Here is a 25,966-nt window from a genome sequence, read left to right as displayed (position 1 = left end):
GTTATCTCCCTCGACCGGCACGGCCCGTGCCGGAATCTGCGTCCTCGTGGCCCAGCGCCTTCCGCAGGAACTTCATCCAGCGCTTGGTGTCGGCGGTCTCCTGGGCCTTCGCCTCCGCTTCGAGGTCCGCTGGACCGAGTTGTTCGAGTGCGTTCAGCGCGCGGTCGATGCCGATGATAGCCTCGGCGAGTTCCTCACCGCGCTCGTAGCTTATCTCTCCGTCCTCTATCAGGTCCTTGCGCTCGATACGCTCGCGTCGGAGGTTCTTCTTCGCCCGGTCGACCCGCTCGCGCTCGCCGCGCGGTATCGTGTCCCGGCGCTTTATCTCGAAGACGAACGACTGCAGGTCTATCGCTTCCCCCTGGACGGTGATCTCGTCGGGGATCGCCATACCGACGGTTGCACCATCCCGTTCGATGCGCTCTAACAGCTGTTTGCGCTCGAACTCTTGCACTACCATTCCTTTCGACCCACGGGGTCTTACCCGCTTCGTTCGGGGCAGTGACCGCGTCGGTATCTTTTTCGTTCTCTCTATTCCTATATCAGTACGTAACGAACGTCGACAGTTCGGTGGCTCACAGTAAGATGTCCCTAACGTTCGAGACGACAGCGGACAAGCCCGGGGTCGAGATAATCGACCCGGTCGAGCGTCAGCGCTACCGACTGTACACCTCCTCGCCCGTCTCGCCGACGCCGGTTTCGACCGACAGCTTCCGTTTCCCCGTCGGGTCGGCGGTCAGCATTCACACGAGCAGCATCGTCCTCCCGACCGTCGTTCCGGTTTACGTCCGTGACACGGCGGGCCAGATGGTCGCAGAGGTCAAGCAGTTCGAAGCCGAGACGGTTCCCGACGGCGCGTACAGTGTCGATCTCTGTACGCGCATCAAGACCTATCTCCGGGCCGACACCGGCTTCGATGTCAGCGTCGACATGGAACAGACACGCATCGACTTCGGCGACCCGACCGAGGTACGGGTCGGTGCCCGCTCGCGCCACGAACGGCCCGCGGCGACGGTCACGACCACCGGGGACCCCGTGGACATGATGGCTGCAGTCGAGACGTTCGGGTCGGCGCTGAAGACGACCGACCCCGAGCGCTCGTATCCCACGCTTCGGGGCCACCCGCCGGCGCTCGAACTCGGCGACAGCCTCGACGTGCCGTCGTCTATCGAGCGTCCCGACACGGGCGTCCACCTCGAACTCCCACCGGACCTCGGGTCTGTCTACGTCGCCGCCCCCCTCGCGTACTATCTCGGCGCGTCGGTCGACCCCGGGCCGGCGCCGCGCCTGTGGACCGACGACGGCTTCGAGTACTCGTTGTCGGGTCCGAGGGGCTACGAACACGAGGTCGAACGGACGCTGAAGCGACTGTTCTTCCTCGACTGCCTGACCCGGACCGAGGGGCTCTACCAGATAGACCTCCACGAGCGCCGCGCCGTGGAACCGTACCTCGACCTCGACTTCGCGGCGCTGTATGACCGACCGCTGACTGCCCAACTCGCCGCTTACCTCGACGTGCCCTACGAAATCATCGAGGACCACGTCCCCGAGTGGCGGTTAACGACGCACGTCGACCCCGCCGCGACCACCGCCCCGCAGTTGCCGTTCGTCGTCGACGACCTCGCCATCGTCCGGACCCATCAGACGACCCAGCGGACGGGCACCAGTACACCCGCCGGCGTCGACCAGACGCTCACCCGATCGACCGATTTCACGCGGTCTGCGAGCGCCGACGCCGAGGCGGACCACGGCCGGTTGGACTACGTCGAACCGCAGTCTGACGACACGCTCGAACAGGCGTGGATCGGCGACGGCGTCCCTATTGGCGCGACGAAACTCGTCCCCGAGGCGTTCCAGAACAGACTGGACCGCGAGACGACCGAGGGCGACATCACCATCAGGGTGGTCCAGAACGACGCCCGGATGGCCGAGGAACGCCAGGTTGCCGACGAAGTGTACGGCAACCGCTCGGACCTGCCGTTCGAGATAACCGTCCACGAGAACCTGACGACCGACGAACTCGCGACGGTCCTCACGACCGACGCCGACTTCTTCCACTACATCGGCCACATCGAGCGCGAGGGGTTCACCTGCGAGGACGGCACGCTCGACGCCGCGACACTGGACGACGTCGGCGTCGACACCTTCCTCCTCAACGCCTGCAACTCCTACCATCAGGGCCTGACGCTCGTCGAAAAGGGCGCTATCGGCGGCATCGTCACGCTCAACGAGGTGCTCAACGACGGCGCCGTCCGTATCGGCGAGTCCGTCGCCCGCTTACTCAACAGCGGATTCCCGCTCAGGGCCGCGCTCACAATCGCCCGCGAAGAGAGTATCCTCGGCGGTCAGTACATCGTCGTCGGCGACGGCGGGATCACGGTGACGCAGGTTGAAGGAGGTGTTCCAAACTTAATCAACCTCGAAAAGAACGGTGATGAATATGTCTTGGAAATGAGAACTTATGCTACCGATGAACGTGGGATTGGAACGCTGTTTGCGGCGCTTATAAACGAAAATAAACCATATTGCTTAACCTCTGGGTTGACGGCGTCGTTTATTACCGACCGTGAAGACCTGTTTAGGTTCCTGCACTTGGAAAACATGCCTGTTCGCTATGAGGGGGACCTCTATTGGAGTATGTCAGAGAAATTGACTAGCCAATTGTAGCTCATCGTCTTACTAAATGAGCCCTACTGACGACTAGCTGAATTTGTAAATTTCGGGACTGCCCAATTCACTATCAGCTGGGACCTGATTAAGGACCACTTATCGCAACAGTATTTCCTGCCGCCGCGCTCCCGGCCTGCGTAAGCAGGAGGAGAATCGTAAACAGTGCGCCAGCCATGCGTGGGTGTTCTGCGAGGTAGTCTCGCATCGTGGTATCGGACATGATACAGCAAAACAATCAGCGCAGTTTATATTAAAAATTTCTGAAGTGTTCAGACATATATAAACTTATATTAAGTCGAAATCATGGGTAGAATCGCCGTATCCTACGGTTAGGGCCGTCAGGGGCGATATTCTACCCTACCGGTCGGGATCTGACGGTCACTCCCGTCCCGGCTGGCGGTCGTAGTGTCTTGCTAGCTATCGACTATTGGTAATAGGTCACTACCAGCACTATCAGTATTGTTTTGTGACCGGCCACTAGATAGTCGTGTAGAGCTACGCACAGATGGCAAACTACGAGCATACGAACGCCACCCGCTTGCAGTCGCCGATTTCAACCCACTGCGGGGCCGGACTGGCTCGCAATCGAGGTTTCGAGAGCGACGGGCTGTGGCGTACTGAGAGCGAAAACGGGCTGTCGACGGGTGGCGCATGACGACTGACGGGACCGCAGGCGGCACGATCGAACTGTCACGCGACGTCCTTCGCGGGAGCCATCGCGCTTCGAACCGGAACGCCCCGCTCATCCGAACGGAGTCGTCTGACTCCGCCGAGGAGATGCAGTCAGAGGTGCCGATTCCGCTGGCGAAGGTCGAGACGGACCAGCAGATTCGCGTTCTGCACGTCGACGACAACCCGCAGATAGGCGACCTGATAGAGACGTTCCTCGAACGGGTAAACGACGAGTTCTGCGTTGTCAGCGAGACGAGCGCCGTGGCCGCGCTCGACCGCCTGCGCGAGGAGAACATCGACTGCGTCGTCAGCGACTACCAGATGCCCAACACCGACGGGCTGGAACTCCTCGAAATCGTCCGTGAGCAGTATCCCGACCTTCCGTTTATCCTCTTTACCGGGCACGGCAGCGAGGAGATAGCGAGTGAGGCGATTCAGGCCGGTGTCACCGACTATATGCAGAAGGGGACCGGAACGGACCAGTACGAAGTCCTCGCAAACCGCGTCGAGAACGCCGTCGAGAAACGTCGGACCGAACAGCAGTTCTGGAACGCGCTGTCGTGGTATCAGCGCCTCGTCGAACAGGAGATCGCCGGCGTTTGCATCGTTCAGAACCACGAGTTCGTCTACGTGAACCGGAAACTGGCCAAGACGTTCGGCTACACGCAGAGCGAACTCGTCGGTGCGTCGCCCGCGCGTATCACTGCCGCCGACGACAGTTCCTTCTTCGAGGACGTCCAGTCCGAGAACTACGGGGTTCAGGCGCTCGAGTCGACGTTCACCGGTATCTGCGCCGACGGCGAACGGGTGACCGTCGAAGTCTCTGGTGGCGCTATCGACTACGACGACGCGCCGGCGTGGATCGGCATCCTCCGGGCGACAGACGACTACCCGGAGAGCGAGGACTAGGGCCTCGGACGCTCGCTTTTGTCGCGGTCTCGCACAAGCACAACCCCTTTGGACGGCCCACCCGAAGAGCCGACAATGTCGGAGTGTGACGTCTGTGGTAAGCAAGAAAACATGCCCTACCAGTGCGGGCACTGCGGGGGGACCTTCTGTGCCGAACACCGGTTGCCCGAGTCCCACAACTGTGCGGGACTGGACAACTGGAACGACCCGCAAGGCGTGTTCGACAGCGGGTTCGACGACAGCGTCGACAGCGGCGGGTCGTCGCAGTCGGGCGGACTGACGGGCCGACTCGGGTTCGACACCGGTCCCGGTGGACCGATGGCGTACTTCCGCGGGAACATGACCTACGTGTTCCTCGCGGTGATGGCCATCACCTTCCTCCTCGAGATCGTCGTCCTCCGGGTACTCGGGAGCCAGCAACTGTTTCAGACGCTGTTCGTCCTCCATCCGAATAACCCGGAGTACGTCTGGACGTGGGTCACCTCCGTCTTCGCACACTCTCCGCGCGGGTTCTACCACATCCTCGGGAACGGCATCATCATCTACTTCTTCGGCCGCATCGTCGAACAGCAGTTGGGGTCGAAGCGGTTCACGGTGTTCTTCCTCGTCTCGGGGATGCTCGCGGGCCTCGGCCAGATTGCCCTACAGGCCGTGCAGGGGACCGGCGCCTACGGCGTCCTCGGTGCGAGCGGGGCCGCACTGGCCATTTTGGCGTTCCTCACGGTCCTCAACCCCGGACTCCGCGTGTACCTCTACTTCCTAATTCCGGTGCCAATCTGGGCCATCACCGGGTTCTACGTCCTGTTCAGCATCCTCGGGTCGCTGTCACCCGGGTCCGTGGGCCTCCTCGGGGGCAACATCGCCCACACCGCCCACCTCATCGGCCTCGCCATCGGCCTCTGGTACGGTCGGAAGTTCAAGAGCCAGATGCGCGTGCCCAGCCAACTCCAGTTCGGGCGAGGCGGTGGTGGCCCCGGCGGCCCGGGTGGACCGGGTGGACGCGGCCCCTTCTGAGATGGACGTCGTTCGCCCCGAGTTCGTCCCCGACCCGTCGCTGTCGACGGCCGAGATGGAGACGCTCCAGCGGGACATCGCCCGAGCGGCCGTCTTCGAAGACGACTACGCTGTCGACCCCGAATCGGTCGCCATCGACGGGCCGGTCGGACAGTCGACCCTCGGCGAGGCCGGCGACGGGTCTGTGGACGAACCGGACACCGACCGACCACTCGTCGCGGGCGTCGACCAGGCGTTCGTCGGTGACCGGGCCGTCTCGGCCGTCGTCGTCCTGCGCGGCCGCGAGGTCGTAGAGCGGGTGTACGCCGTCGAATCGACGGAGATTCCGTACGTTCCCGGACTGCTCTCCTTCCGCGAGGGCGGGGCCATCCTCTCGGCGTTCGCCGAACTCGACCACGAACCCGATATCGTGTTCGTCGACGGGAGTGGCCGCATCCACTACCGCGAGGCGGGCCTCGCGACGCACGTCGGCGTCACCCTCGACGTGCCGACGGTCGGCGTCGCGAAGAACCTCCTCTGTGGAACCCCCCGCGAGTCGCTGGACCGCAAACTCCCCGAAGGCGCGCGAGTCCCGATCGACGCCGACGACGAAGTGGAGACGGCCGAAAACGGGGTCTGCATCGGGTACGCCGTCCAGACGCGGCAGTACGAGTCAGAGACGCAGTACGTCAACCCGCTTCTGGTCAGTCCCGGCCACCGCGTCAGCGCCGAGACGGCCGCGGACCTCGTGTTGGCGACGGCCGCTGGCTACAAGCTCCCCGAGCCGACCCGATTGGCGGATGACTACGCCGACGAGGTCAAGACCGACGTGTGAGACGGCCGACCGCGACCGGGTGAGCTTAATTGTCCGGGGCGTGTCGGGCCCGCCATGGCCAAGACGGTGCTGATTACGGGTGCGGCCGGCGGCGTCGGTCGCGCGACCGCCGAGGCGTTTCTGGACGACGACTGGCGCGTGTGGGCGACGGCCGCCGACGAGGCCGACCTGACCGCCCTCGCCGAGGACGGCTGTGAGACGGCCGAACTCGACGTGACGAACGCGCGCGAGTGTGAACGCGTCGTCGAGGACGTGGTCGACGAGGCGGGACGTATCGACTGTCTAGTGAACGCCGCGGGAACGGCCCAGTTCGGCGCTGTCGAGGACGTCTCGACGGCCGACCTAGAGGCCCAATTCGACCGCAACCTGCTCGGCACCCACCGGATGGTCCGAGAGGTCTTGCCACACATGCGCGCCCGGGAGAACGGGACCGTCGTCACCGTCTCCAGCGTTGCGGGCCGCCTCTCGCTCCCGGGACAGGGTGGCTACGCGGCCTCCCAGTTCGCCGTCGAGGGTCTGAGCGACGCGCTCCGCGTCGAGGCGGCGGAGTTCGACGTGGACGTGGTCGTCGTCGAACCCGGTCCCGTTCAGACCGCGGGCGAGGACGAGGCAGAACGGGGACCGAACGCCGAACAGACCGGGGCGTACGACTGGCTCTATCAGGCACGGGAAGACTCGCGACTCGCCGGCGTCAGGGACGCCGTCTCGGTGACGCCGGGCGCCGTCGCGCTGACCGTCCGCGACGCCGCCAACGCCAGCGACCCCGCCCCTCGCTACCCCGTCGGCGAGGGTGCGAAACTCCTCCTGCTCGCACGGCACGCCCCCGCTCGGTGGCGCGACGCCGCGCTCTCGGTCGTCCGAAAGCTACTCGACTGACTCAGTCGAGACAGGCCGCCACGACGGCGAGCAGTCGCTCGCCGTGGACCTCCTCTGCGAACAGCGGGACCCGGCGGACCTCGTGGCCCCGGAACAGGTCCTGTGCGCGACGGAGAGCGTCCTGTTGGACCTGCCAGCGGCGGGCACAGAACTCGCAGTCGTCGTGGTTCGGCCCGGCGATGTCCACTTCCTGACCGAGCACCTCGCTGGGGTCCTGCATCACGCGGTTGACGACGACGGTGCCGACGGGGATGTCGAACTCCCGCAACTGCCCGAGCAGGCGTTCGGACTCGACGACGGAGAGTTCCTCGGGAACCATCACGATACGGAAGTCAGTCTTCGTCGGGTCGCGCAGAATCGCCCGCAGGTGCTCGATGCGGTCGCTGAGTTCGCGCAGGTCCTCGATTCCCTCCTCGGGGTCGACCTCCTCGTCGCCGCCGAACATCCCGGTGAGGTTGCCCATCATCCCCGAGAAGCGCTCGCGCAACTGGAGAATCTTCCCGACCATCGAGTCCATCGTCTCGGGCAGTTCCAGCAGTCGGAGCGTGTGGCCGGTCGGTGCGGTGTCCACGACGACGCGGTCGAACCGGTCGTCGTCGATGTAATCGAGCAGGAGACGCATCGCGGCGGCCTCGTCGGCCCCGGGCATCGACCCGCCGAGGAGGCCGTCCTCGCCGCCGACGGGACCGCCGTCGCTGGCGCCGCCACCGCCGCCGAGCGGACCGTCGTCCCCGCCGAGCATCCCGCCGAGACCGCCCAGCGCGTCGTCTTCCATGCCGAGGGGGCCCTCGCCGACGGCTTCCTCGGGGTCGATTTCGGCGGCAAACAGCGGGACGTCGTCTCGGATTCGCGTCGGGGTCGCGGGAATCTGCGTCTCCAGCGTGTCCGACAGCGAGTGGGCGGGGTCCGTCGAGACGACGAGCGTCGCCGTCCCGTCGCGGGCGGAGGCCAGTGCGGTGGCGGCGGCACACGTCGTCTTGCCGACGCCGCCTTTGCCGCCGTATAGCACGTAGTCAGGTGCGTCGACACCGGTCGGCGCGTCGATGTCGTCGACTGCCTCGACGTCGAGGTTGTTCATACCCGGGGCTACGTCTCTGGCCTTGAGTACTTCCCGAAAACGACGCGATGGGTCCGGTGTGCCGTCGGCGTCGGGTGCGTCGTCCGACGGGGGACCACTCACGGGGACCGGTCGGCGCTACTGGCGGGAGGACCGTGCTTCGCGCACTTCGGCACCGTCGCGCAGTTTGTCTTCGCAATTCGGGCAGACCCTGGGCCCGTGTGCTTCGGAGGCTTCTGGTGTGAAGACCCGCACGTACTGCTCGGTTACGAACTCACCGCAGTTTTGACACTCGGGCATCTCTTGTAACACTCGAATGATTCTGTATAGGCTTTTTGTTGCCAACCAAAAGCTCCGGTTAATAACTCCTTCCAGGCGAACTACCCGGCATTAATCGCGGTTTCGCCAGAACGAATCGAGTTGGTCGGCGAGGAACGCCGGTGTCATGCGGGTGAACTCTGTGCGTTCGCCTTCCGGCAAAAAGGGATAGACGGAGTGGCGCGCGTCCGGCGTGTACCGCCGTCCGACGAACGCACGAACGCCGACCTCCTCGCTCCCGCGGATGACGCGACCGATGGCTTGGCGCGCGCGGCGGACGGCCGGGACGGTCAGCGCGTACTCGAAGGCGTTCTCGTCGCCGAAGGCGTCGCCGTAGGCCCGCTGAACCGCCCGGACCCGAGGTGAGCCGATGTTGACAAGCGGCACGCCGACGACGGCGCAGGTCGACAGCTTCTCGCCGTCGTAGTCGACGCCTTCGGTCAGCGTCCCCCGGGTCGACGTGACCAGCACCTTCCCGTCACCGCCGAAGAACGCCTGTTTGCGGCGTTCGGTCGCCTCGTTGCTGGACGACTCGTCGACGACGACGGGTTTCTCGACGGCCTCCTGTAGATACGCCCCCGCCCAGCGCGCCTCCCGGTAGTTCGGCATCGCCACCATGACGTTGCCCGGCGAGCGAGCGATGGCCCGGAGCGCCTGTGCGTACTCGTCGCGGGTCGGGTTCCAGTTCTCGCCGAGCGGTTTCATCGCCTCGGGGTCGCCCCGATTGCGAGCAGTGAACGGCCGCGCGTCCACGAGGTACGACGCGCGGTTCGCTTGCGGGAACGGGAGGTCGTACGTGGTCGTCCGGACCGGGCGCGTCAGGTCGTCCTCGTCGTCGCCGTCGTCCGTCTCGGCCAACGCGTCCAGTCCAGAGACGCGCGTGAACACGTCGAGCGGTTCGAGCGTCGCACTCATCAGTACGCCCCCACCCAACTCGTCGAAGGCGTCCCGCAGCGCCATCGCCGGCATGCAGTTGTAGCAGAGCAGGCCCGCCGTGTAGACGGCCTCGTAGTCGGCGTCGGTGCTCCGGGACTCCTTCGGCGAGTGTTCGAGTTCTATCTCCCGCAAAAACGTCGAGTGATCCCGCTCCCACCACTGTCCGGCGATGACGCCGACGGCGGCACACACCGGTTGGCGGGCCAGTCCGAGTTGGTCGATGGCGTCCTCGACGGCCGCCCCGACTTTCGACAGCGAGCGCCAGAGCTGCCCGTCGTACCCCTTCTCTTCGGCCCACTCGGTGAGTTCGTCCTGCTCGACGGCGTCGGGGTCCCGGAGCGGTATCTCTCGGTCGTGCTCGGGCAGTATCTCGGGGTTCGCCCGCCATCCCTCGTGTTCCGCGTCGAGGAACGACGCCACGCGGTCGTCCAGCCACCGACCGAGGTCGTCGTAGAACTTCCGGGCGTGGTCGACCGCTTCGAGCGGTACCTCGCGGGCCGAGAGAATCTCTCGGACTTGTTGCTTGTGGTCGGCGCTCTGCTGGGCGCGCTGGACCAGCAGGTTACAGTCGTTGCGCGCCTGCGTGATGGTCTGCTTGCCCAGTCTATCGGAGAGCAGGTCCCGAACCCGCTCTTCGAGGCGGTGGGCCTCGTCGACGACGACGAACGTCTGGTCGTCGAGAACCGACGACAGCAGCGGTCGAGCGGTCGGGTCGAAGAGGTGATTGTAGTTGCCAACGACCACGTCGGCTTGCTCCAGCATCACGCCCATCACGCGATGCGGGCAGGTGCCCCGTTCGACCGCCGCCGGGAGGTAGTCCTCCAGCGTCACGACGTTGTTCGGTCCGGCCGAGAAGTCCACCGGAGACCCCTTGTTCCGTGCGTACCAGTCTGCCTCGAACGGGCAGTAGAGCGGCGGGTCGTCGCTCTCGGCCATCGACTCGGGTGCTGTGGGTTGTTCGGGACGGTACGGCGAGGCCGCGCCCGCCGTCGAGAGCGTGTCCTCGCCGATTCGGGTCTGAGCGGTGGCGTCGGGTCTGGCGGCCGCGGCGAGGTTCTGGCCCTTGCGCGGGTCCCACCACTGGTCCTCGTCGTCGACGTCGGTCTGGATGGCCGTCTCGGCGACGGCGGCCCCGTCCGAGCGGCCGTCGTCCTCGACGAGTCTGGCCGTCGCCTCGCGCAAGTCCTCACAGCGGTCGTGGGTGCCCACGTCGTCGGGGAACTGGCCCTCCCGTCCGTACGGACAGAGGTCCGTCTTCCCGACCAGCGCGATGCCGTCGAACGGGTCCTCGACGCCGGCGTTCAGCGTGCGCAGGTCGTCGACGAACTGCTGTAACTGCTGTTTGACTGGCGTGACGACGACGACTCGCTCGTAGCGGTCGGTGTCCCGAACGAGGTGGGCCGCGGCGGTCAGCGCCGCCATCGTCTTGCCGGTGCCACAGGGTCCCTCCATCGCCAGAAAGCCACGCGATTTCCCGGCCTCGATGGCGCGCTCGACGGCGTCGGCTTGGTTCTCGTACGGTGCCTCGAAGCCGAAGTACTGCCGCCATGACTCGTCGCCTGACGAGGCCGTGTCCCGCATCGGCACAGGATTAGGCGGCCCGGTATTTGAACCGCCGGGTTCGCCGGTACCGGAGCGACATCACGCCTCGACCGCGGGCGACGCAGTGACCGCAGACAGGTCGAAAAACGGGCCGAGGACGACGCCGGACTACTCCGGTTGTCCGCCGTCCTCGATAGTGGTCGCCGCACCCGTCACAGAATCGGGCCGCCCTGTCGAGTTCGCACCGCTCACGTCGAATTTTGCCAGCAGCGACTGGAGGCGCTCGGCCTGCTCACTGAGCGATTCGACGTTGCCGCTGACCTCCGACATCGAGGCGGCCTGTTCCTCTGCGGCCGCGGACGCGGTCTCGGTCTCGTCGGCGGTCGTCCGACTGATATCGGCCACCTCTTCGACCATCGACACCGCTTCTTCCGTGCTCGCGGCCTGCTCGTCGGTCGTATTGCTTATCTCCTGGATGCCGCTGTCCGTCTTTTGGGCGTTCTCGGCGACGTCGGTGAACGCGTCGGCGACCTCCTCGACCGCCTCGGCGCTTTCTTCCATGTACCGCTCGGCCGCTCGGGCCTCTTCGACGGTCGTCTCCGTCTGGGACTGTGTCTCTTCGATGAGCTGTTCGATTTCCGTCGCGGACGTCTGCGTCTCTTCGGCTAACTGTTTGACTTCGTTGGCGACGACAGCGAAGCCGTCACCGCTCGTCGACTCGCCGCCGGAACCGGCCCGCGCGGCTTCGATGTTCGCGTTCAGCGCGAGCATGTTCGTCTGTTCGGCGATATCGCCGATGAGTTCGACGATGTCACCGATCTCGGCCATCTGTTCGTCGAGCCGTTCGACGTTCTCGAGCGTCGTATCGATGGCCGCCTGCACGTCCCGTGCGTCGTCGAGCGCTCGCTCTGCGGTCTGTTCACCGGTGTCGGCGATTTCGGTCGTCTCACTGGCCGCCTCGGAGACTGTCTCGGCCGACGCGGCGACTTCTTCGACCGTCGCTGATAGCTCCGTCATCTCGGCGGAGACGGTTTCGAGCATCTCGTATTGGTCGCTCGCCCCGCTGGCAATCTTCTGAATCGACCGACTCACCTCCTCACTCGCCTGCTTTCCCTCTTCCGTGCCGACGTTCGCCTCGTCGCTGGTGGCCGTGACTTCCGCTGCGAACGTCTGTATCTCTCGCATCGCCGATTCCGTCTCGGCCATCATCTCGTTGAACGACTCGGCGATTTGGGCCATGGCCTCGCTCTCGCTCTGGGTGTCCAGCCGGACGCTGAGGTCACCGTCGGCCGCCCGTGTCATGGCCGCACTGTAGGCGTCGGCTTTCGCTTCGAGGGCCTCGTTGGTTTGCTCGACGGCTCGCTGTTTGGCCTCGGCCTCGGCTTTCAGTTCCTCGGCTTCGGCCCTGGCCTCCTCTATTTCCGCCTGTTTGGCTTCGAGATCGGCTATCTCTTGACTCCTCTCCTGTGCTTGCTGGAGCCGCTCGTTTGCCTCTTCACGCGACCGCTCGGTCGAGTACCAGTGAGACATCAACGCGATGGCGAGCGCGAGGACGAACACCCCATGGATGAGGCCCCAGACCCACGGGTTGTTGATGGCGGCGGTATGGTTGTAGACGCGACTCGGATTGATCATCCCGAAGACGCCGTGTGTGAGCACGACGTATCCGATTCCGAGGGCGAACGGCACCCAGTCCTCGTAGATGGCGACGACGGCCATCCCGACGAAGAAGTGAAAGTGCGCCTCGATGTACCCGCCGGAGAAGTGAACGAGGACGACGGACGTCGAGAGGAGTCCTGTTGTGGCAAGCGCGGTCCGTAGCCGACGTGGGAGTCGCGAGACGGTCGAGACGGCAACGATAGCGACGATGAGACCGAGTTCGAGTAGGGCGGTAGACAGCGGAACCGACGGAATCGTCGCACCCGTGACGAGCGTCTCCGTCCCCTCGAACAGCCCGAGGAGCAGGAGAAACGGGACGTGTGCCAGTACGAGACCGACGATTTTCCGGTGCCGACTCCGCCACGTCTCCGTGGGAATCGAGTCACCGCTCGGGGTGTACTTGACAAAATCCCGAAGCATCTGCATCCACCGATTCACACCGGGGACGCTGTCTTCGGATCTCGAAGTAGCGCCTGTCATACCTCTAGACTCGTTACAATTCGACAAAAGCGAATGGGGCGTGTTATCAATAATTGTAATCACACTACTAACCGGTCATCGTATACGGCGTCTCGCTGCGTTCGACTCGCCGGCCACGAAGAGCAGAACCACGATCATCATCGCCAGAAGCACCGCCGTGCCGTAGACGGGGACGCCCCGACGCTTCACGACGAACGGCGTTAGTCGTCGCTTTCCGCGCGCTGGCGGTCGCCCGTAGACTCCTCGTCCCCGAGCAGTTCCTCCCGGTGTTCGTCCAGCAGGGGAGCGCGACCACGGGGCCGAGGATTCGTCTCGGTCATCTTGATGGGGCTACCGGCGACAGTCATCTCGTCGTCGGCACCCGGTTGGGTGACGTCGGCGAGCATCTCCCGGGCGTGGACGTGCGGATCCTCGAATATCTCGCTGGTGTCTTGTACCGGGGCCACCGGGACGCGGCCGTCGAGGAGTTCCACGAGGTCGTCGGTCGTCTGCTGGCGGGTCCACTCGGCGATCTCGGCGCGCAACTGCTCGCGGTTACGGAGGCGGTCGGGCGTCGCCGGGTACGCCGCCGCGAGGTCGGGCCGGTCCATCGCCTCACAGAGCGTCTGCCAGTGGCGGTCGTTGAACGCCGCGACGACGACGTGGCCGTCGGCGGCCTCGAAGGCGTCGTAGGGGAACAGCGTCGGGTGGGAGTTCCCCTGTCGAGTCGGCGGTTCGCCGTCACAGGAGTACTGATAGACGGTCCGCTCGGCCAGCGACACCATCGCGTCGTACATCGCCGTGTCGACGTACTGCCCCTCGCCGGTCCGCTCCCGGTGATGGACGGCGGCGAGGATGCCGACGGCGTTCAGCGCCGCGGTGAAGATGTCGCCGACGCCCGGCCCCACCTTCGTCGGCGGGCCGTCCTCGGGGCCGGTTATCTCCATGACGCCGCCGAGCGCCTGCGCGATGAGGTCGAACGACGGCTGCCCTTGCCGATGTGTCTCGCCCGTACGCGGGTCGCCGAAGCCCCGAATCGAGGAGTAGATTAGCTGGGGATTGCGCTCGCGTAGAGTCTCGTAGCCGAGGTCGAACTTCTCCATCGTCCCGGCCTTGAAGTTCTCGACGACCACGTCGGCGTGGTCGACCAGCGAGAGGAACGCCTCGCGGTCCTCGTCGGTCCGCAGGTCCAGTTCCAGCGAGCGCTTGCCGCGGTTGACACTCTGGAAGTAGCCGCCGTAGGCCTCCGCCTCGGGGTCGTCGACGAACGGCGGGTTCGAGCGAATCATGTCCCCGCCGGGTCGCTCGACCTTTACCACGTCCGCGCCCATGTCCGCGAGCAGCATCGTGCAGTACGGTCCGGACAGGACCTGCGTCAGGTCGAGCACCCGCAGGTCGGCAAGCGCACCCATGGCGAATCCGACAGCCGGCGACGTGATAAATCTTGGTGATAAATCATTATATATTCTCTAGGGGCGTATTATCATGAAAGACCATTAAGTTTATACCGCCGCCGCGACCAGAGTGTCGTACATGCCCCGGACCGTCATTCTCGGCGTGATTGGATCCGACGCCCACGTCGTCGGTATCACGATTCTCGAGCAGGCGCTCTCGGCCGCTGGCTTCGAGGTCGTCAACCTCGGCGTCCAGACCTCACAGGCCGAGTTCGCCGACGCTGCGAAAGCTCACGGCGCCGAGGCTGTACTGGTCTCCTCGCTGTACGGGCACGCCCGGCAGGACTGTGAGGGGTTCCACGACCTATTGGACTCCGAAGGGCTCGACGTCCTGACGTACGTCGGCGGCAACCTCGCCGTCGGGCAGGACGACTTCGAGTCCACGCGCGAGACGTTCCGCGAGATGGGCTTCGACCGGGTCTTCGACGCGGAGACCGACCCCGAAGACGCCATCGCGGACCTCCGCAGGGACCTCAACCTCACGACCACCGAGGGCGAGCAGGTCAGGGTCGATAGCTGACCATGCTCACGGACACGAAGCTCGACGCCGACGAGCTACAGCACATCGCGAACGACTTGCGGGACAACTGGCACACAGGCCGACAGGTCGACTTCGAGGAGGCTATCGTCTTCCACGAGTCCCTTCCCGCGAGCAAGCAGTTCGCGCCCGTCCTCGAATCCGCAGACAGACCACTGCTACAGCCCCGTGCCGGCGTTCCCCTGCTCGAAGACCAGATAGACCTCCTCCGCTACCTCCAAGAAGAGGGTGGTGCCGACCTGTTGCCCACCACTATCGACTCGTACACACGCGACAACCAGTACGAGAAGGCGGAGGAAGGCCTCGCAGCCTCTCGAAACGGTGACACGGACGAACTCAACGGCTTCCCCGCGGTGAACCACGGCGTCGAGGACTGTCGCCGACTCATCCGCGCACTGGACGCCCCGATCGAGGTGCGCCACGGCACGCCGGACGCCCGCCTGCTGGCGATGGTCACCCTCGCCGGTGGGTTCCAGTCCTTCGAGGGGGGGCCCATCTCCTACAACATCCCCTACACGAAACGGCACGACTTGGCGACGACAATCGAACACTGGCAGTTCGTCGACCGGCTCTGTGGTGCCTACACCGAGCGCGGCGTCACCATCAACCGCGAACCGTTCGGCCCGCTGACCGGGACCCTCGTCCCGCCGTGTATCGCCATCGCGGTGATGCTCGTGGAGGGCCAACTCGCCGCGACACAGGGGGTCCGCTCGATTACGCTGGGCTACGGACAGGTCGGCAACGTCGTACAGGACGTCGCCGCGCTCCGAGCCTTGCGGAAACTCGGCGAGGAGTTCCTGCCAGACTCGGTCACCGTCACCACCGTCTTCCACGAGTGGATGGGCGGGTTCCCGCCGGACGAGGCCCGCGCCAACGGCGTCATCAGCCTCGGCGGCGCGACGGCCGCCGTCGCCAAACCGGACAAGGTCATCACGAAGTCCCCACAGGAGTTCCAGGGCGTCCCGACGAAGGAAGCCAACGCCTCCGGCTTGCGCACTACTAGACAGCTCATCGATATGATGATCGAGCAAGACATCGACCTCAACGGTATCGCCGAGGAACGAGAACTCATCGAGCGCGCCACTCGCGCGCTGATGGACGCCATCTACGAGGCCGGCGACGGCGACGTCGCACAGGGGGTCATCGAGGCGTTCGACTCCGGCGCGATGGACGTCCCGTTCGCGCCGAGCGACGCCGCCGCCGGTGCGGTCCTCCCGGCCCGTGACGACGACGGCCGGGTGCGCATCTTCGAGTTCGCGGACCTCGCTCTCCCCGACGACATCAAGGAGACCCACAAGGCCAGACTGGGCGAACGCGCCCGCACGGAGGGCCGTGACCAGTCGTTCCGGATGGTCGCCGACGACGTCGACGCCATCAGCGACGGGAAACTCATCGGGCGACCGAGCGGCAAACAGGGAGGTGCCAGCGATGCGGATTGAGGAAATCCGTGCGGTGCCGGGCCTCTCCGGGTTCTTCTTCGACGACCAGCGCGCCATCAAAGACGGCGCGACCCAGCGGGGCTTTGCCTACGACGGCCAACCGAAGACCGACGGGTTCGAGCGAGTGCGCGAGGCCGGCGAGTGCCTCATCGTGGAACTCGAACTCGCCGACGGCTCCGTCGTCACGGGCGATTGTGCCGCCGTCCAGTACTCCGGCGCGGGCGGTCGGGACCCGCTCTTTCGGGCCAGCGAATACCGCCCGGTCGTCGAGGGGAGCGTCGCCGACACGCTCCGGGGCCGGGACGCGACCCTGTTCCGGGAGAACGCGGAGGCGCTGGAGGCTATCGACCCAGCGCGCTCGGGCGGCGACCACCTCCACACGGCGGTCCGCTACGGCGTCTCGCAGGCGCTCCTGAACGCCGCCGCTCGCGCCCGGGGGCAGACACCGACGGCCGTCCTCGCGGCGGCCTACGACACCGACCCGGCGACGACGCCCGTCCCGGTGTTCGGCCAGTCGGGCGACGAACGGCGGACCAACGCCGAGAAGATGCTCATCAAGGGTGTCCCGGTCCTCCCCCACGGCCTGTTCAACAGCGTCGAGAAGGTGGGCGAGGACGGCGAGGGCCTGCGCGAGTATCTCGCGTGGCTCTCCGACAGAGCGGCCGAACTCGGCCCCGAGAACTACGCGCCGCGGTTCCACGTCGACGTCTACGGCATCCTCGGGAAGGTGTTCGGCCCGCCGTACGACCGCACCGAGGTCACCGACTACTTCGAGACGCTCCGGGAGGCCGCCGCGCCGTACCCCCTCCAGGTCGAGGGACCGATGGACGCCGGCGGCCGTACCGCGCAAATCGAGCAGATGGCCGAGTTGCGCGACGGGTTAGCCGACGCGGGTGTCGACGTCGACGTCGTCGCCGACGAGTGGTGCAACACCTTCGAGGACGTGCGGGCGTTCGTCGACGCGGGCGCGGCCGACGTGGTGCAGGTGAAGACGCCGGACCTCGGCGGCGTCCAGCGCTCCGCAGAGGCCGTGCTGTACTGCGACGGCACGGACACCCGCGCGTACCTCGGCGGGACCTGCAACGAGACAGTCACCTCGGCGCGGGCCTGCGCCCACGTCGCACTCGCCACCGATGCCGCACAGGTCCTCGCCAAGCCCGGCATGGGCTTCGACGAGGGGTTCATGGTCGTCACCAACGAGATGCGACGGGCGCTCGCTCGGGCGGACGCAGCGCCCACCGGGAGCGAGTCCGCCGGAGGGCCGAGCGGCGGTAGCCGCGAGGCGTGGCGGCCGACGGGAGGGGCAGGCCGATGACTGACTGGAGCGACCCCGACGCCATCGACTGTTCGGACGGGGCGACGTTCGACGACCTGTTGGACCGGGCCGACACCCGCGAGAAGGGCCACTACTTCGAGTTCTTCGCGGAGGGCGACGAACTCACCCACGACCCCGGACTCCGCCTCTCCCAACACGGTAGCGAGCAGTGGATGGGCCAGACGCTGAACCACGACCCGGCGTACTGGCGCTCCGACACGGCCCGAGAACGCGGGTTCGAGGACGTGCCCGTCCACCCTGACTACCTGCTGGCCTGCGTGATGGGTATCACCGTCGAGGACCTCTCGGAGAAGGGCGGCTACTTCCTCGGGCGCACCGACGTCGAGTTCCACCGGTCCGCACGGCCGGGCACCGAACTCGCCGTCACCTCTCGCGTCGTCGACACGCGGACCTCCTCGTCCCGGCCGGCCTACGGCATCGTGACGTGGGCGACGGAAGGCCGCGACCGCGAGACGGGCGAGACGCTCGTCTCCTACCAGCGGACGAACATGATTCCGCGCCGGGAGCCGGCGGCGACGGACGGCGGCGGGGAGGCCACTGGCCGTCCCGACGACCCGGATGGCGGGCCGGACCTGCCCGAGACACTACTCGCGCCCGAGGGCGGTCGTTTCGAGGACTTCCGTGACGCCCTCGACGACGCCGAGGCGGAGAGCGCCGCCGTCGCTTACCGCCACGAGCGCGGCCGGACGATGGACGACCAGTTGGTCGCGGGCCTGCCGCTGGCGACGCTCAACACCGCCCGTCAGCACCACAACCGCGACGAGATGGCCGACTCGCCCTCGGGCGACATCGTCGCCTACGGCGACGTGACGCGCTCTATCGCACTCGCACACGCTCGCTCGGACGAGGCCACCTACCGCGAACGCCGCTTCGCGGACGAGCGGTTCCACTCGTTCGTCACGCTCGGCGATACGATATACGGCTTCACCCGCGTCCTCGACTGTGACGGCGACGCCGGCCCCGAGGCGGCCGGTGCGGTCACGTTCGAACACGTCGCGTTCAATCAGGACAACACCCCGGTCTACAGCGGCCGGCGAACCGCACTCGTTCAGCGATACCAATGACAAACACACGACTCTGCCGCACGTTCCAGACCGCACCCGCTGCCGTCCCGCGTGACGACAGCGCGAAGTTCCTCGAATCCGGCCTCACCAGCGAGGGGTTCCAGACCCCCGACTGGCTGGTGCCTGACATCGAGGACGGCACCGCACCGTCGATGAAGGAGGAGGCCGTCGACAACATCGTCGAGCGCGTCCCCGACCACGCCCCCGACTTCGCCGGGAAGATTCTCCCGCGCGTCGAGTGGGCCTACGACGGCGCGCAGTTCCGCGAGCGCGGGACCGAGCAGGTCCGCCGCCTCGCCAGCGAGGTGGGCGAGCATCTCGACGGCGTCGTCTTCCCGAAGGTCGGCCGCCTCGACGACGTGCGCGAGGCCGCCGGGGTGCTGGCCGACGCCGAACGCGAGGCGGGTCTGGGGGACGAGACGCTGGAGATGGCCATCATTCTGGAGACGGCGGCCGCCCGCTCGGACCTCCGGGAGATCTGCCAGTTCGCCACCGACTCCCGACTCTCGGGCATCGTCTTCGGCCCCGTCGACTACACGGCGGAACTGGGCGGCCGTGCGATGCACGGCGAGCGACCGCGCTGGGACGGCCTGCTCGAAGCGATGTCCAACGAGACGAGCGCCGCGGGCATCGTCTCCATCGGCGGCCCGTTCGACCAGTTGTTCCACGAACGCGCCGGCGTCACCTACTACAACGCCGAGGGGTACGCCGACCAGGTCGAACACGAGGCGACCATCGGCATCGACGGGTCGTGGTCGCTCCACCCCAAACAGACCGCGCAGGCCAACCGCATCCACATGCCCAGTACCGAGGAACTGGACCGGGACCTCTCGAAGATAGAGGCGTTCAACGACGCCAAACGCGAGGGCACCGGTGCCGTCGTCGTCGACGGGCAGATGGTCGACGAAGCGACGTACAAGAACTTCGCCAACACGGTCCTGACGGTGCGAGCCATCGACGAGGCCCACCCGGACCAGACTGGCGAGTACTACGACGACAGTCTGTTGGAGCGCGCACTCGACGTGGACCTCGTCTTCAACTGACCGGCGGCGGACCAATCTTCAAGCCCATCCAGCCCCTTTAGCCGTCGATGAACGCCATCGAGGTGGACGGACTGACGCGGCGCTACGGCGACCTCGTGGCCGTCGACGACGTCTCTTTCTCGGTCGCCGAGGGCGAGATTCTCGGCTTGCTCGGCCCCAACGGGGCCGGGAAGTCCACGCTCGTCAACACGCTCTGTACGCTTCTCAGACCGAGCGAGGGGACCGCTCGCGTCGCCGGCCACGACGTGGGCGCCGACCCCGGCGGCGTCCGGTCGAGCATCGGCGTCGTGTTTCAGGAACCCGCTCTGGACGAGGAACTGACCGGGCGGGAGAACCTCCGCTTTCACGCCCGTCTGTACGGCATTCGCAAGCAGCGTCGCCGGGAGCGGATGGCGACGGTGCTCGAATTGGTGGACCTCGCCGACGACGCCGACAAGCCCGTCGGCGAGTACTCCGGCGGGATGGCGAGACGGCTGGAACTCGCCCGCGGCCTCCTCCACGAACCGGCGGTCCTCTTTCTGGACGAACCGACCGTGGGACTGGACGCGGGGACGCGCAAGACCGTCCGGGAGTACGTCGACCGCCTGAACCGCGAGGCCGGCGTCACCGTCGTCCTGACGACCCACTACATGGAGGAGGCCGACGCCCTGTGCGACCGGGTCGCTATCGTCGACGACGGCAGCGTCGTCGCACTCGACGCGCCCGACGCGTTGAAAGACGGACTGGGCGGTGACGTGATACGGCTCGGGACCGACGGCCCGGCGGCCGTCGAGCGGGCGGTCGGCGACGCGCCGTGGGTCCGGTCGGTGACCCGGACTGGTGACGGCCTCGACGTGGGCGTGGACGACGGCGAGCGTCGGGTCGCGGCGCTCGTCACCGCCGCCAGCGAGGTGGCCGGCGTCTCGACAGTCTCCGTCGACCGCCCGACCCTCGAACGGGTCTTTCTCTCGCTGACGGGGCGAACGGTCGCGGAGGCCGACGAGACGGGCCCTGGTGTCGCCGTGGCGGCAGAGACGGAGGCCGACGATGACTGACGGATCCGGCCGACTCGGCCGGGAGGCCGTCGCCGTCTACGGGCTCTGGAAGCGCGACCTCGTGCGGTTCTGGCGGGCCAAGAGCCGCGTCGTCGGCCTCTTGTTGGGCCCCTTCTTCATCCTCGTGTTCTTCGGCTTCGGGTTCAGCGACGCCCGCTTCGGGTCGATTCCATCGTCGCTGTCGTATCTGGAGTACCTCGTGCCGGGCATCCTCGGCTTTACGATGCTGTTCTCGGCGTCGTTCACCGGGCTGGCGGTGCTCTCGGACCGGGAAGTCGGCTTCCTGAAGGAGATTCTGGTCGCGCCGGTGAGTCGTACCGCCGTCGTCGTCGGCCGCATCGCCGGCGGTGCGACGACCACGATGCTGCAAGCACTGCTCATCCTCGTGCTGGCGGTGCCGCTCGGGTTCCGACCGGTGTCGCTCGTCGGCGTCGTCGTCGCCGTCGCCTTCCTCGTGCTCATCGCCGCGACGTTCATCGGCCTCGGACTGGCGATGGCCTCGCAGTTCAAGGACACGCAGGGGTACAACCTCATCATCAACTTCGCGCTCTTTCCGCTGGCCTTCCTCTCGGGGGCGTTCTACCCCCTCTCGAACCTGCCCGCGCCCCTCCAAGTCGTCGGCTACCTCAATCCGCTCACTTACGGTGTCGACGGCCTCCGAGGGGCGCTGGTGGGCTACTCCGAGCGAGCGCTCGTCGTCGACTTCGGCGCGATGGTGATCGCCGCCGTCCTGACGGTGGCACTCGGCGCGGCGCTGTTCCGGCGGGTCGAGGCCGTCTGACCTACTCGAAGAACGCCGCCAGTCGCTCGGCCGCCTCCTCGATGCGTGGCGTTACCAGTGCGAACCGTATCCAGTCCGACCGCGACTCGCCGAAGGCCTCGCCGGGCATCCCGGCGACGCCGGCGTCGTCGATAAGTTCGTAGACGTTCGCGAAACTGCCGGCGAACTCCGGGAAGCGAGCCATCACGTAGAACCCGCCCTCGGGTCGATTGTACTCCGCACCGGCGGCGTCCAGTGCCCCACAGAACGTATCGATGCGTCGTTCGAGCCGTCGGCGGCACTTCGCGTAGTACTCCGGCGAGGTGGTCCGTAAGGCTCGCTCGACGGCGTACTGGGCGGGGCGACTCCCGCTGACGTTGGTCAGCATGTGTCGTGTGCCGGCGCGGTCGACGAGATCACCGGCCGGGCCGTCGGGCGACGGGAAGACGGCGTAGCCGACCCGGAACCCGGTGATAGCCATCGACTTCGAGAAGGAGTTGGTCGCGACGACGTTCGGCGAGTCCTGTTCCAGTGCCGACGTGAACCGGCCGGCGTAGTCGAAGTGGTCGTACACCTCGTCGCTGACGAGGAGGGCGTCGTACTCCTCGGCGATTGCGACGAACTCGGCCATGGCGTCGGCGCCGTACACCGCGCCGGTCGGGTTGTTCGGCGAGTTGACGACGACGACGCTCGTCTCCTCGCTGGCGGCGGCTCTGACCGCATCGGGGTCGAGGTGGCCGTCCTCGTCGACGGAGACGAGCGTCGTCTCGGCATCGAGGAAGCTCGCACGGCCGGCGTAGTAGGGATAGACGGGGTCGGTCAGCAGAATCTCGTCGCCGGGGAAGTGGTCCATGCCGCCGGTCATCGCGAGGTGGTTGGCCTCGCCCGCGCCGTTGGTGACGACGACCCGCGATACGTCGACCCCGCGTCTGGCGGCTATCTCCTCGCGGAGTCCCTTGAGACCACGACTCGGCGCGTACTGGAACGCGTCGGCGTCGGCCTCGGCGTAGTCTCGCAGACCGTCCCGGACCCCCTCGGGCGGGTCCCAGTCGGGGTTGCCCGAGACCATGTCGACCACGTCTCGGTCGGCCCGGGCCGCGTACTGCATCACCCGGAAAAACTGTGGCGTCTCGTAGTCCATACCGTCGCTCGACGCTCCGCGGCCGTCTTTCTTTCCGTTACTGCCTGACGTAGAGGGTCAGCACGCCGAGCGCGAGGAGCAACAACCCCCACAGGAGGTCCGACCCGGGCAGGAACCCGAGGACGAGCGTCACGATACCGGAGGAGACGAGCGACCAACCGAGCGTGGTCTGGTAGGCCATACGACGTGTTGGTGACAGAGACAGAAAGGTTCGGGGCCGACGACTGAACGCTTATCCACGCCCGCGTGCAACGACCGGCTATGACCGACGACGAGACACCTATCGAGGAGCGCGTCGGCGACGTACTCCGGGACCGAGAGGAGACAGTCGCCGTCGCCGAGTCCTGCACCGGCGGCCTCGTCGGGTCGCTGTTGACCGACGTTCCGGGCTCTAGCGACTACTTCGACCGCTCCATCGTCTCGTACTCCTATCGCGCGAAACAGGAACTGCTGGCCGTCTCTCGCGAGGCACTCGACGCCCACGGCGCTGTCTCCGAACCCGTCGCCCGCGAGATGGCCCAAGCGGTCAGAGACACCGCGGGGACCGACTGGGGCGTCGCGACGACGGGCGTCGCCGGTCCCACCGGAGGTTCCCCTGAGACGCCGGTCGGCACCGTCTACATCGCCGTCGCGCACGCCGCGCCGTGGGAGACGAACGACTCCGACTGTACAGTCGCTCACTACGAGTTCGACGGGTCACGAACCGAGGTCAAACACCGTATCGCCAGACAGGCGCTCACGGACCTGTTAGCCGCCACACAGGAGGAGTAGCAAAACCTATCGGACGGCCGGCCATCGGACCGCGTAGATGAATAAACGCGGGCACGTTCTGAACGCGGTCCTGCTGAGCATCGGGCTGGGGTACGTCCTCGACCCCTCCGGGGACGTCTCGACGTTCGCGACCATCGCGGAGGTGTTCCTCCCGGTGGTGCTGGGAGCGCTGTTTCCCGACGTCGACACGGCTTTCGGCAAACACCGGAAGACGCTGCACAACCTCCCGGTCCTGCTACTCTTTCTCGCACACCCAATCTACCACGGCGGAAACCTCCAGTGGGTGTGGCTCGGCGTGCTGACCCACTACGTCCTCGACTATCTGGGGTCGCGGCGGGGTATCGCCCTGTTCTACCCGCTCTCGGACACGGAGTACGGCTTCCCGTCCGGCGTCACGACGTCTAGCGACCGGGCCGAGATAGTCACGGTGGCCATCACCGTCTTCGAGCTCGCGGCTATCGCGGTACTGGTCCACGTCCTGCCGCAGTACCTCCCGCCGGAAGTGACACGGGCGCTCGCCGAGAGCACGGCGCTCGTCGCCTAGTACACCTTGATGTCGTCGAACTTCCCGTCGTAGGCGACGTGGTCCGGGTGGGTCGGTGCCGTCCCCTGCAACATCACCCGGTCGAACTTCTCCCAACTGTTCTCGTACCCTAAGTGTGCGAACTCCAGCCCGCGGCGGAGCGTGTGGCGCAGACCGTCGCGGTGGACGATTCGGCGTGGGACCTCGTCTCGCAGGGCCCGTGCCAATCCGTCGGCCGTCTGCAAGGCCTCGTCGAACGCCGTCCACGCCTCGCCGATGCTCCCGTGGAGGTGCGCGTACGAGGAGGCGAACGTCGGCAGGTCCGTCTCGCGGGCGAACCGCCGCGCACGCCGGTTGTGGTGTGGGAGGTGTTTCGGGTTGTACACTTCCACGGCGTCGATGACACTGGCGTACGTCCGCAGTTCCTCGATGCCGAGGCTCACGCTCAGGAACCCGGGATGCGGGACCAAGACGGCGGCGTCCTGTCGCTCTAGCTCGGCCATCGTCCCGTCGAGGGTCAGAAAGTCCGGGACCTGCTCGTCGAGGCCGACGGCGAGGACGTGCCGGCGACGCTGCCACGTCCCCGTAAACAGCTCTCGACCCGGGATGACGGTCAACTCGTCGTCGGAGAACCGTTCGGCTTTCGCACGGATGTCCGGCAACCGCGTGAAGTGTGGGGCGTACACGAGGGCGTCGAGTCCCCGTGCCTTCGCTCGCTGGACGACACGCTCGTCCAGAATCTTGACGTGTAGGTCGACGTGGAACCCCTCACTCGTCACGGCTTTCGCTATCCCGGTGTCACAATTAGAGGTTTCCATTTACCGGAGTCGCCCGTCGTCGTGGCGAACGCTTTTGGTGTCGCACGGCCTGCCTCTCAGCAATGCCACGCTGGGAGTGCGCTATCGAGGGCGACGACAGCCAGTTCGACCGCGTCGAAGACCTCATCGTCCACCAATCGACCGAACACGACCGCGTCTCGTGTAAGGTGTGTGGGACCGTCGTCCCCGACGGCTACTTCGCCATCAAACACGCCTTCGACGAACACTCACGCGCGGAGTACGTCCGCGCCTACGACGCCTCTGCCGCGGAGGTCCGCCGCCGTGAGAACATCAAGGAATCCGTCGAGGCCACGGCCGACATGAGCGAGGTCATCGACCGACTCGAAGGCTAACGACCGATTTGTATTCTGTCGGGTTTCCTCGGCCGCCTTCGACGGTCTGTTTGGAGCCCTTCTCGCAAACACGCGGGAAAACAGCCGCTGACTCGCGTCGCTCGTCGACAGTGACCCGGCGGCGTCGCCGCCGGACGTTCGCTTACCGCTCCTCGGAGTCGAGGACGCGAATCTGGTCACCACGCACGGTGACCGGAATCGGGACCGTCGCCTCGTACAGTTCGACGGTGACCTGGTCCTTGCCCTCGTCGATACGCTGGACCTGGGCCTTCTCGCCTTTGAACGGCCCGGCGATGAGTTCGACGATGTCCCCTTCGGCGATACCCTCGACGTCGGGTTTCGGCGAGAGGAAGTGTTCGACCTCCGCGATGGAGGACTCGCCTTGCACGACGCCGTTGGCGTGTGGAATCTCGTCTAAGATACGGTCGAAGACGGCGTGGTCGTCGGCCTCGACCATCACGTAACTCGTCAGCGAGTCCGGGGCCAGCGCCGCGTGGATGTCCGGTTCCTCGCGGTTGATGATCATGTCCGCGACGGTGCGTTCCTGACTCGCCGTCGTCTTGACTGCGTAGATACCCATCTGTTTACACCGGTTTGCTGCCGGGGACGAAGGTCATTATGGCGAAGATGATGAAGCCGACGAGGCCGACGAGCATGATGCCGGCACCGGCAATCTTTGCGATCTGCGAGAACTCCTCCCAGGACGGCGTACTCGCCAGTTTGAGTACGCGAACGTAGGAGGTGAGGTCGTACGGGACGTCCATAC

25 protein-coding genes are annotated in these 25,966 nt (G+C 66.2%); 15 read left to right on the top strand and 10 right to left on the bottom strand.

Features of this window, described 5'->3' with window-relative positions; translation table 11 throughout:
• Window position 1 precedes the first annotated feature (1 nt).
• Window positions 2–454: a DUF5788 family protein gene (locus NDI85_RS05340; RefSeq protein WP_166972977.1), complete on the bottom strand. Its 453-nt coding sequence runs from the start codon at window positions 452–454 to the stop codon at window positions 2–4.
• Window positions 455–585: 131 nt separating this feature from the next.
• Between NDI85_RS05340 and NDI85_RS05335 the strand changes: the two genes are divergently transcribed.
• The 5 genes from NDI85_RS05335 to NDI85_RS05315 all read left to right on the top strand — a co-directional run bounded on the left by NDI85_RS05335 (window position 586) and on the right by NDI85_RS05315 (window position 6,955).
• Window positions 586–2,667, top strand: a complete 2,082-nt coding sequence (locus tag NDI85_RS05335; protein ID WP_310915172.1) for a hypothetical protein — start codon at window positions 586–588, stop codon at window positions 2,665–2,667.
• Window positions 2,668–3,321: 654 nt separating this feature from the next.
• Complete coding sequence (locus tag NDI85_RS05330) at window positions 3,322–4,251, top strand: response regulator (protein WP_310915171.1); 930 nt, start codon at window positions 3,322–3,324, stop codon at window positions 4,249–4,251.
• Between the two features lie 75 nt (window positions 4,252–4,326).
• Complete coding sequence (locus NDI85_RS05325; protein WP_188993971.1) at window positions 4,327–5,265, top strand: rhomboid family intramembrane serine protease; 939 nt, start codon at window positions 4,327–4,329, stop codon at window positions 5,263–5,265.
• Window position 5,266: 1 nt separating this feature from the next.
• Complete coding sequence (locus NDI85_RS05320; protein ID WP_310915170.1) at window positions 5,267–6,079, top strand: endonuclease V; 813 nt, start codon at window positions 5,267–5,269, stop codon at window positions 6,077–6,079.
• Between the two features lie 54 nt (window positions 6,080–6,133).
• Window positions 6,134–6,955, top strand: coding sequence for an SDR family NAD(P)-dependent oxidoreductase (locus NDI85_RS05315; protein WP_310915169.1), 822 nt, complete (start codon window positions 6,134–6,136; stop codon window positions 6,953–6,955).
• 1 nt (window position 6,956) lies between these two features.
• Here the strand turns inward: NDI85_RS05315 and NDI85_RS05310 are convergent, their stop codons facing one another.
• The 4 genes from NDI85_RS05310 to mct all read right to left on the bottom strand — a co-directional run bounded on the left by NDI85_RS05310 (window position 6,957) and on the right by mct (window position 14,338).
• Window positions 6,957–8,033 carry a TRC40/GET3/ArsA family transport-energizing ATPase gene (locus NDI85_RS05310; protein WP_188993978.1) on the bottom strand — a complete coding sequence of 359 codons (1,077 nt, stop codon included), beginning with the start codon at window positions 8,031–8,033 and terminating at the stop codon, window positions 6,957–6,959.
• Between the two features lie 369 nt (window positions 8,034–8,402).
• The gene (locus NDI85_RS05305) at window positions 8,403–10,847 is read right to left on the bottom strand and encodes an ATP-dependent DNA helicase (RefSeq protein ID WP_310915168.1); all 2,445 of its coding nucleotides are present in this window, start codon (window positions 10,845–10,847) and stop codon (window positions 8,403–8,405) included.
• A gap of 129 nt (window positions 10,848–10,976) precedes the next feature.
• A complete protein-coding gene (locus NDI85_RS05300) occupies window positions 10,977–12,947 on the bottom strand; it encodes a methyl-accepting chemotaxis protein (protein WP_396275503.1) in 1,971 nt (656 codons plus the stop codon).
• Between the two features lie 200 nt (window positions 12,948–13,147).
• On the bottom strand, window positions 13,148–14,338 hold the full coding sequence (gene mct, locus NDI85_RS05295) for a succinyl-CoA:mesaconate CoA-transferase (protein WP_310915167.1): 1,191 nt from the start codon (window positions 14,336–14,338) through the stop codon (window positions 13,148–13,150).
• Between the two features lie 121 nt (window positions 14,339–14,459).
• Between mct and glmS the strand changes: the two genes are divergently transcribed.
• The 7 genes from glmS to NDI85_RS05260 are packed head-to-tail and all read left to right on the top strand — an operon-like array spanning window position 14,460 to window position 21,615.
• Window positions 14,460–14,900, top strand: a complete 441-nt coding sequence (glmS, locus tag NDI85_RS05290; protein WP_188993987.1) for a methylaspartate mutase subunit S — start codon at window positions 14,460–14,462, stop codon at window positions 14,898–14,900.
• Between the two features lie 2 nt (window positions 14,901–14,902).
• Window positions 14,903–16,357, top strand: coding sequence for a methylaspartate mutase subunit E (locus tag NDI85_RS05285; RefSeq protein WP_310915166.1), 1,455 nt, complete (start codon window positions 14,903–14,905; stop codon window positions 16,355–16,357).
• On the top strand, window positions 16,347–17,672 hold the full coding sequence (locus tag NDI85_RS05280) for a methylaspartate ammonia-lyase (protein WP_310915165.1): 1,326 nt from the start codon (window positions 16,347–16,349) through the stop codon (window positions 17,670–17,672). The genes NDI85_RS05285 and NDI85_RS05280 overlap by 11 nt, the downstream gene beginning before the upstream one ends.
• A complete protein-coding gene (gene mch, locus NDI85_RS05275) occupies window positions 17,669–18,757 on the top strand; it encodes a 2-methylfumaryl-CoA hydratase (RefSeq protein WP_310915164.1) in 1,089 nt (362 codons plus the stop codon). The genes NDI85_RS05280 and mch overlap by 4 nt, the downstream gene beginning before the upstream one ends.
• On the top strand, window positions 18,754–19,800 hold the full coding sequence (gene citE, locus NDI85_RS05270) for an L-malyl-CoA/beta-methylmalyl-CoA lyase (RefSeq protein WP_310915163.1): 1,047 nt from the start codon (window positions 18,754–18,756) through the stop codon (window positions 19,798–19,800). The genes mch and citE overlap by 4 nt, the downstream gene beginning before the upstream one ends.
• A 47-nt stretch (window positions 19,801–19,847) precedes the next feature.
• On the top strand, window positions 19,848–20,834 hold the full coding sequence (locus tag NDI85_RS05265) for an ATP-binding cassette domain-containing protein (protein ID WP_310915162.1): 987 nt from the start codon (window positions 19,848–19,850) through the stop codon (window positions 20,832–20,834).
• Window positions 20,827–21,615: an ABC transporter permease gene (locus NDI85_RS05260; RefSeq protein WP_310915161.1), complete on the top strand. Its 789-nt coding sequence runs from the start codon at window positions 20,827–20,829 to the stop codon at window positions 21,613–21,615. Before NDI85_RS05265 ends, NDI85_RS05260 begins: the two co-directional genes overlap by 8 nt.
• A gap of 1 nt (window position 21,616) precedes the next feature.
• On the opposite strand, the gene NDI85_RS05255 is transcribed toward NDI85_RS05260, so the two are convergent.
• Together NDI85_RS05255 and NDI85_RS05250 are read right to left on the bottom strand one after the other, a co-directional pair.
• Complete coding sequence (locus NDI85_RS05255) at window positions 21,617–22,735, bottom strand: pyridoxal phosphate-dependent aminotransferase (RefSeq protein ID WP_310915160.1); 1,119 nt, start codon at window positions 22,733–22,735, stop codon at window positions 21,617–21,619.
• Between the two features lie 37 nt (window positions 22,736–22,772).
• Window positions 22,773–22,916: a hypothetical protein gene (locus NDI85_RS05250; protein WP_188994002.1), complete on the bottom strand. Its 144-nt coding sequence runs from the start codon at window positions 22,914–22,916 to the stop codon at window positions 22,773–22,775.
• A gap of 80 nt (window positions 22,917–22,996) precedes the next feature.
• Between NDI85_RS05250 and NDI85_RS05245 the strand changes: the two genes are divergently transcribed.
• Complete coding sequence (locus NDI85_RS05245; protein ID WP_310915159.1) at window positions 22,997–23,506, top strand: CinA family protein; 510 nt, start codon at window positions 22,997–22,999, stop codon at window positions 23,504–23,506.
• 37 nt (window positions 23,507–23,543) lie between these two features.
• On the top strand, window positions 23,544–24,050 hold the full coding sequence (locus tag NDI85_RS05240) for a metal-dependent hydrolase (RefSeq protein WP_188994006.1): 507 nt from the start codon (window positions 23,544–23,546) through the stop codon (window positions 24,048–24,050).
• Here the strand turns inward: NDI85_RS05240 and NDI85_RS05235 are convergent.
• Window positions 24,047–24,808, bottom strand: coding sequence for a PHP domain-containing protein (locus tag NDI85_RS05235; protein WP_188994008.1), 762 nt, complete (start codon window positions 24,806–24,808; stop codon window positions 24,047–24,049). The genes NDI85_RS05240 and NDI85_RS05235 overlap by 4 nt on opposite strands.
• A 101-nt stretch (window positions 24,809–24,909) precedes the next feature.
• On the opposite strand from NDI85_RS05235, the gene NDI85_RS05230 reads away from it, so the two are divergent.
• On the top strand, window positions 24,910–25,200 hold the full coding sequence (locus NDI85_RS05230; protein ID WP_166969028.1) for a hypothetical protein: 291 nt from the start codon (window positions 24,910–24,912) through the stop codon (window positions 25,198–25,200).
• A 142-nt stretch (window positions 25,201–25,342) separates the two neighbouring features.
• Here NDI85_RS05230 and NDI85_RS05225 read toward each other — a convergent pair whose 3' ends face one another.
• Entirely contained in the window at window positions 25,343–25,780 is a 438-nt protein-coding gene (locus tag NDI85_RS05225) for a transcription elongation factor Spt5 (RefSeq protein ID WP_166969030.1), read from the bottom strand.
• Window positions 25,781–25,784: 4 nt separating this feature from the next.
• Complete coding sequence (locus tag NDI85_RS05220; protein WP_166969032.1) at window positions 25,785–25,964, bottom strand: protein translocase SEC61 complex subunit gamma; 180 nt, start codon at window positions 25,962–25,964, stop codon at window positions 25,785–25,787.
• Window positions 25,965–25,966 lie beyond the last annotated feature (2 nt).

The organism is Haloarcula sp. S1AR25-4, assembly GCF_031624555.1.
Lineage (GTDB): Archaea > Halobacteriota > Halobacteria > Halobacteriales > Haloarculaceae > Haloarcula > Haloarcula pellucida.
This window is presented reverse-complemented; position numbering and strand designations above follow the sequence as displayed.

Coding starts and splice junctions, on each gene's coding strand:
- NDI85_RS05335 (WP_310915172.1), top strand. CDS start 586: ATGTCCCTAACGTTCGAGACGACAGCGGACAAGCCCGGGGTCGAGATA.
- NDI85_RS05330 (WP_310915171.1), top strand. CDS start 3,322: ATGACGACTGACGGGACCGCAGGCGGCACGATCGAACTGTCACGCGAC.
- NDI85_RS05325 (WP_188993971.1), top strand. CDS start 4,327: ATGTCGGAGTGTGACGTCTGTGGTAAGCAAGAAAACATGCCCTACCAG.
- NDI85_RS05320 (WP_310915170.1), top strand. CDS start 5,267: ATGGACGTCGTTCGCCCCGAGTTCGTCCCCGACCCGTCGCTGTCGACG.
- NDI85_RS05315 (WP_310915169.1), top strand. CDS start 6,134: ATGGCCAAGACGGTGCTGATTACGGGTGCGGCCGGCGGCGTCGGTCGC.
- NDI85_RS05310 (WP_188993978.1), bottom strand. CDS start 8,033: ATGAACAACCTCGACGTCGAGGCAGTCGACGACATCGACGCGCCGACC.
- NDI85_RS05305 (WP_310915168.1), bottom strand. CDS start 10,847: ATGCGGGACACGGCCTCGTCAGGCGACGAGTCATGGCGGCAGTACTTC.
- NDI85_RS05300 (WP_396275503.1), bottom strand. CDS start 12,947: ATGACAGGCGCTACTTCGAGATCCGAAGACAGCGTCCCCGGTGTGAAT.
- mct (WP_310915167.1), bottom strand. CDS start 14,338: ATGGGTGCGCTTGCCGACCTGCGGGTGCTCGACCTGACGCAGGTCCTG.
- glmS (WP_188993987.1), top strand. CDS start 14,460: ATGCCCCGGACCGTCATTCTCGGCGTGATTGGATCCGACGCCCACGTC.
- NDI85_RS05285 (WP_310915166.1), top strand. CDS start 14,903: ATGCTCACGGACACGAAGCTCGACGCCGACGAGCTACAGCACATCGCG.
- NDI85_RS05280 (WP_310915165.1), top strand. CDS start 16,347: ATGCGGATTGAGGAAATCCGTGCGGTGCCGGGCCTCTCCGGGTTCTTC.
- mch (WP_310915164.1), top strand. CDS start 17,669: ATGACTGACTGGAGCGACCCCGACGCCATCGACTGTTCGGACGGGGCG.
- citE (WP_310915163.1), top strand. CDS start 18,754: ATGACAAACACACGACTCTGCCGCACGTTCCAGACCGCACCCGCTGCC.
- NDI85_RS05265 (WP_310915162.1), top strand. CDS start 19,848: ATGAACGCCATCGAGGTGGACGGACTGACGCGGCGCTACGGCGACCTC.
- NDI85_RS05260 (WP_310915161.1), top strand. CDS start 20,827: ATGACTGACGGATCCGGCCGACTCGGCCGGGAGGCCGTCGCCGTCTAC.
- NDI85_RS05255 (WP_310915160.1), bottom strand. CDS start 22,735: ATGGACTACGAGACGCCACAGTTTTTCCGGGTGATGCAGTACGCGGCC.
- NDI85_RS05250 (WP_188994002.1), bottom strand. CDS start 22,916: ATGGCCTACCAGACCACGCTCGGTTGGTCGCTCGTCTCCTCCGGTATC.
- NDI85_RS05245 (WP_310915159.1), top strand. CDS start 22,997: ATGACCGACGACGAGACACCTATCGAGGAGCGCGTCGGCGACGTACTC.
- NDI85_RS05240 (WP_188994006.1), top strand. CDS start 23,544: ATGAATAAACGCGGGCACGTTCTGAACGCGGTCCTGCTGAGCATCGGG.
- NDI85_RS05230 (WP_166969028.1), top strand. CDS start 24,910: ATGCCACGCTGGGAGTGCGCTATCGAGGGCGACGACAGCCAGTTCGAC.
- NDI85_RS05225 (WP_166969030.1), bottom strand. CDS start 25,780: ATGGGTATCTACGCAGTCAAGACGACGGCGAGTCAGGAACGCACCGTC.
- NDI85_RS05220 (WP_166969032.1), bottom strand. CDS start 25,964: ATGGACGTCCCGTACGACCTCACCTCCTACGTTCGCGTACTCAAACTG.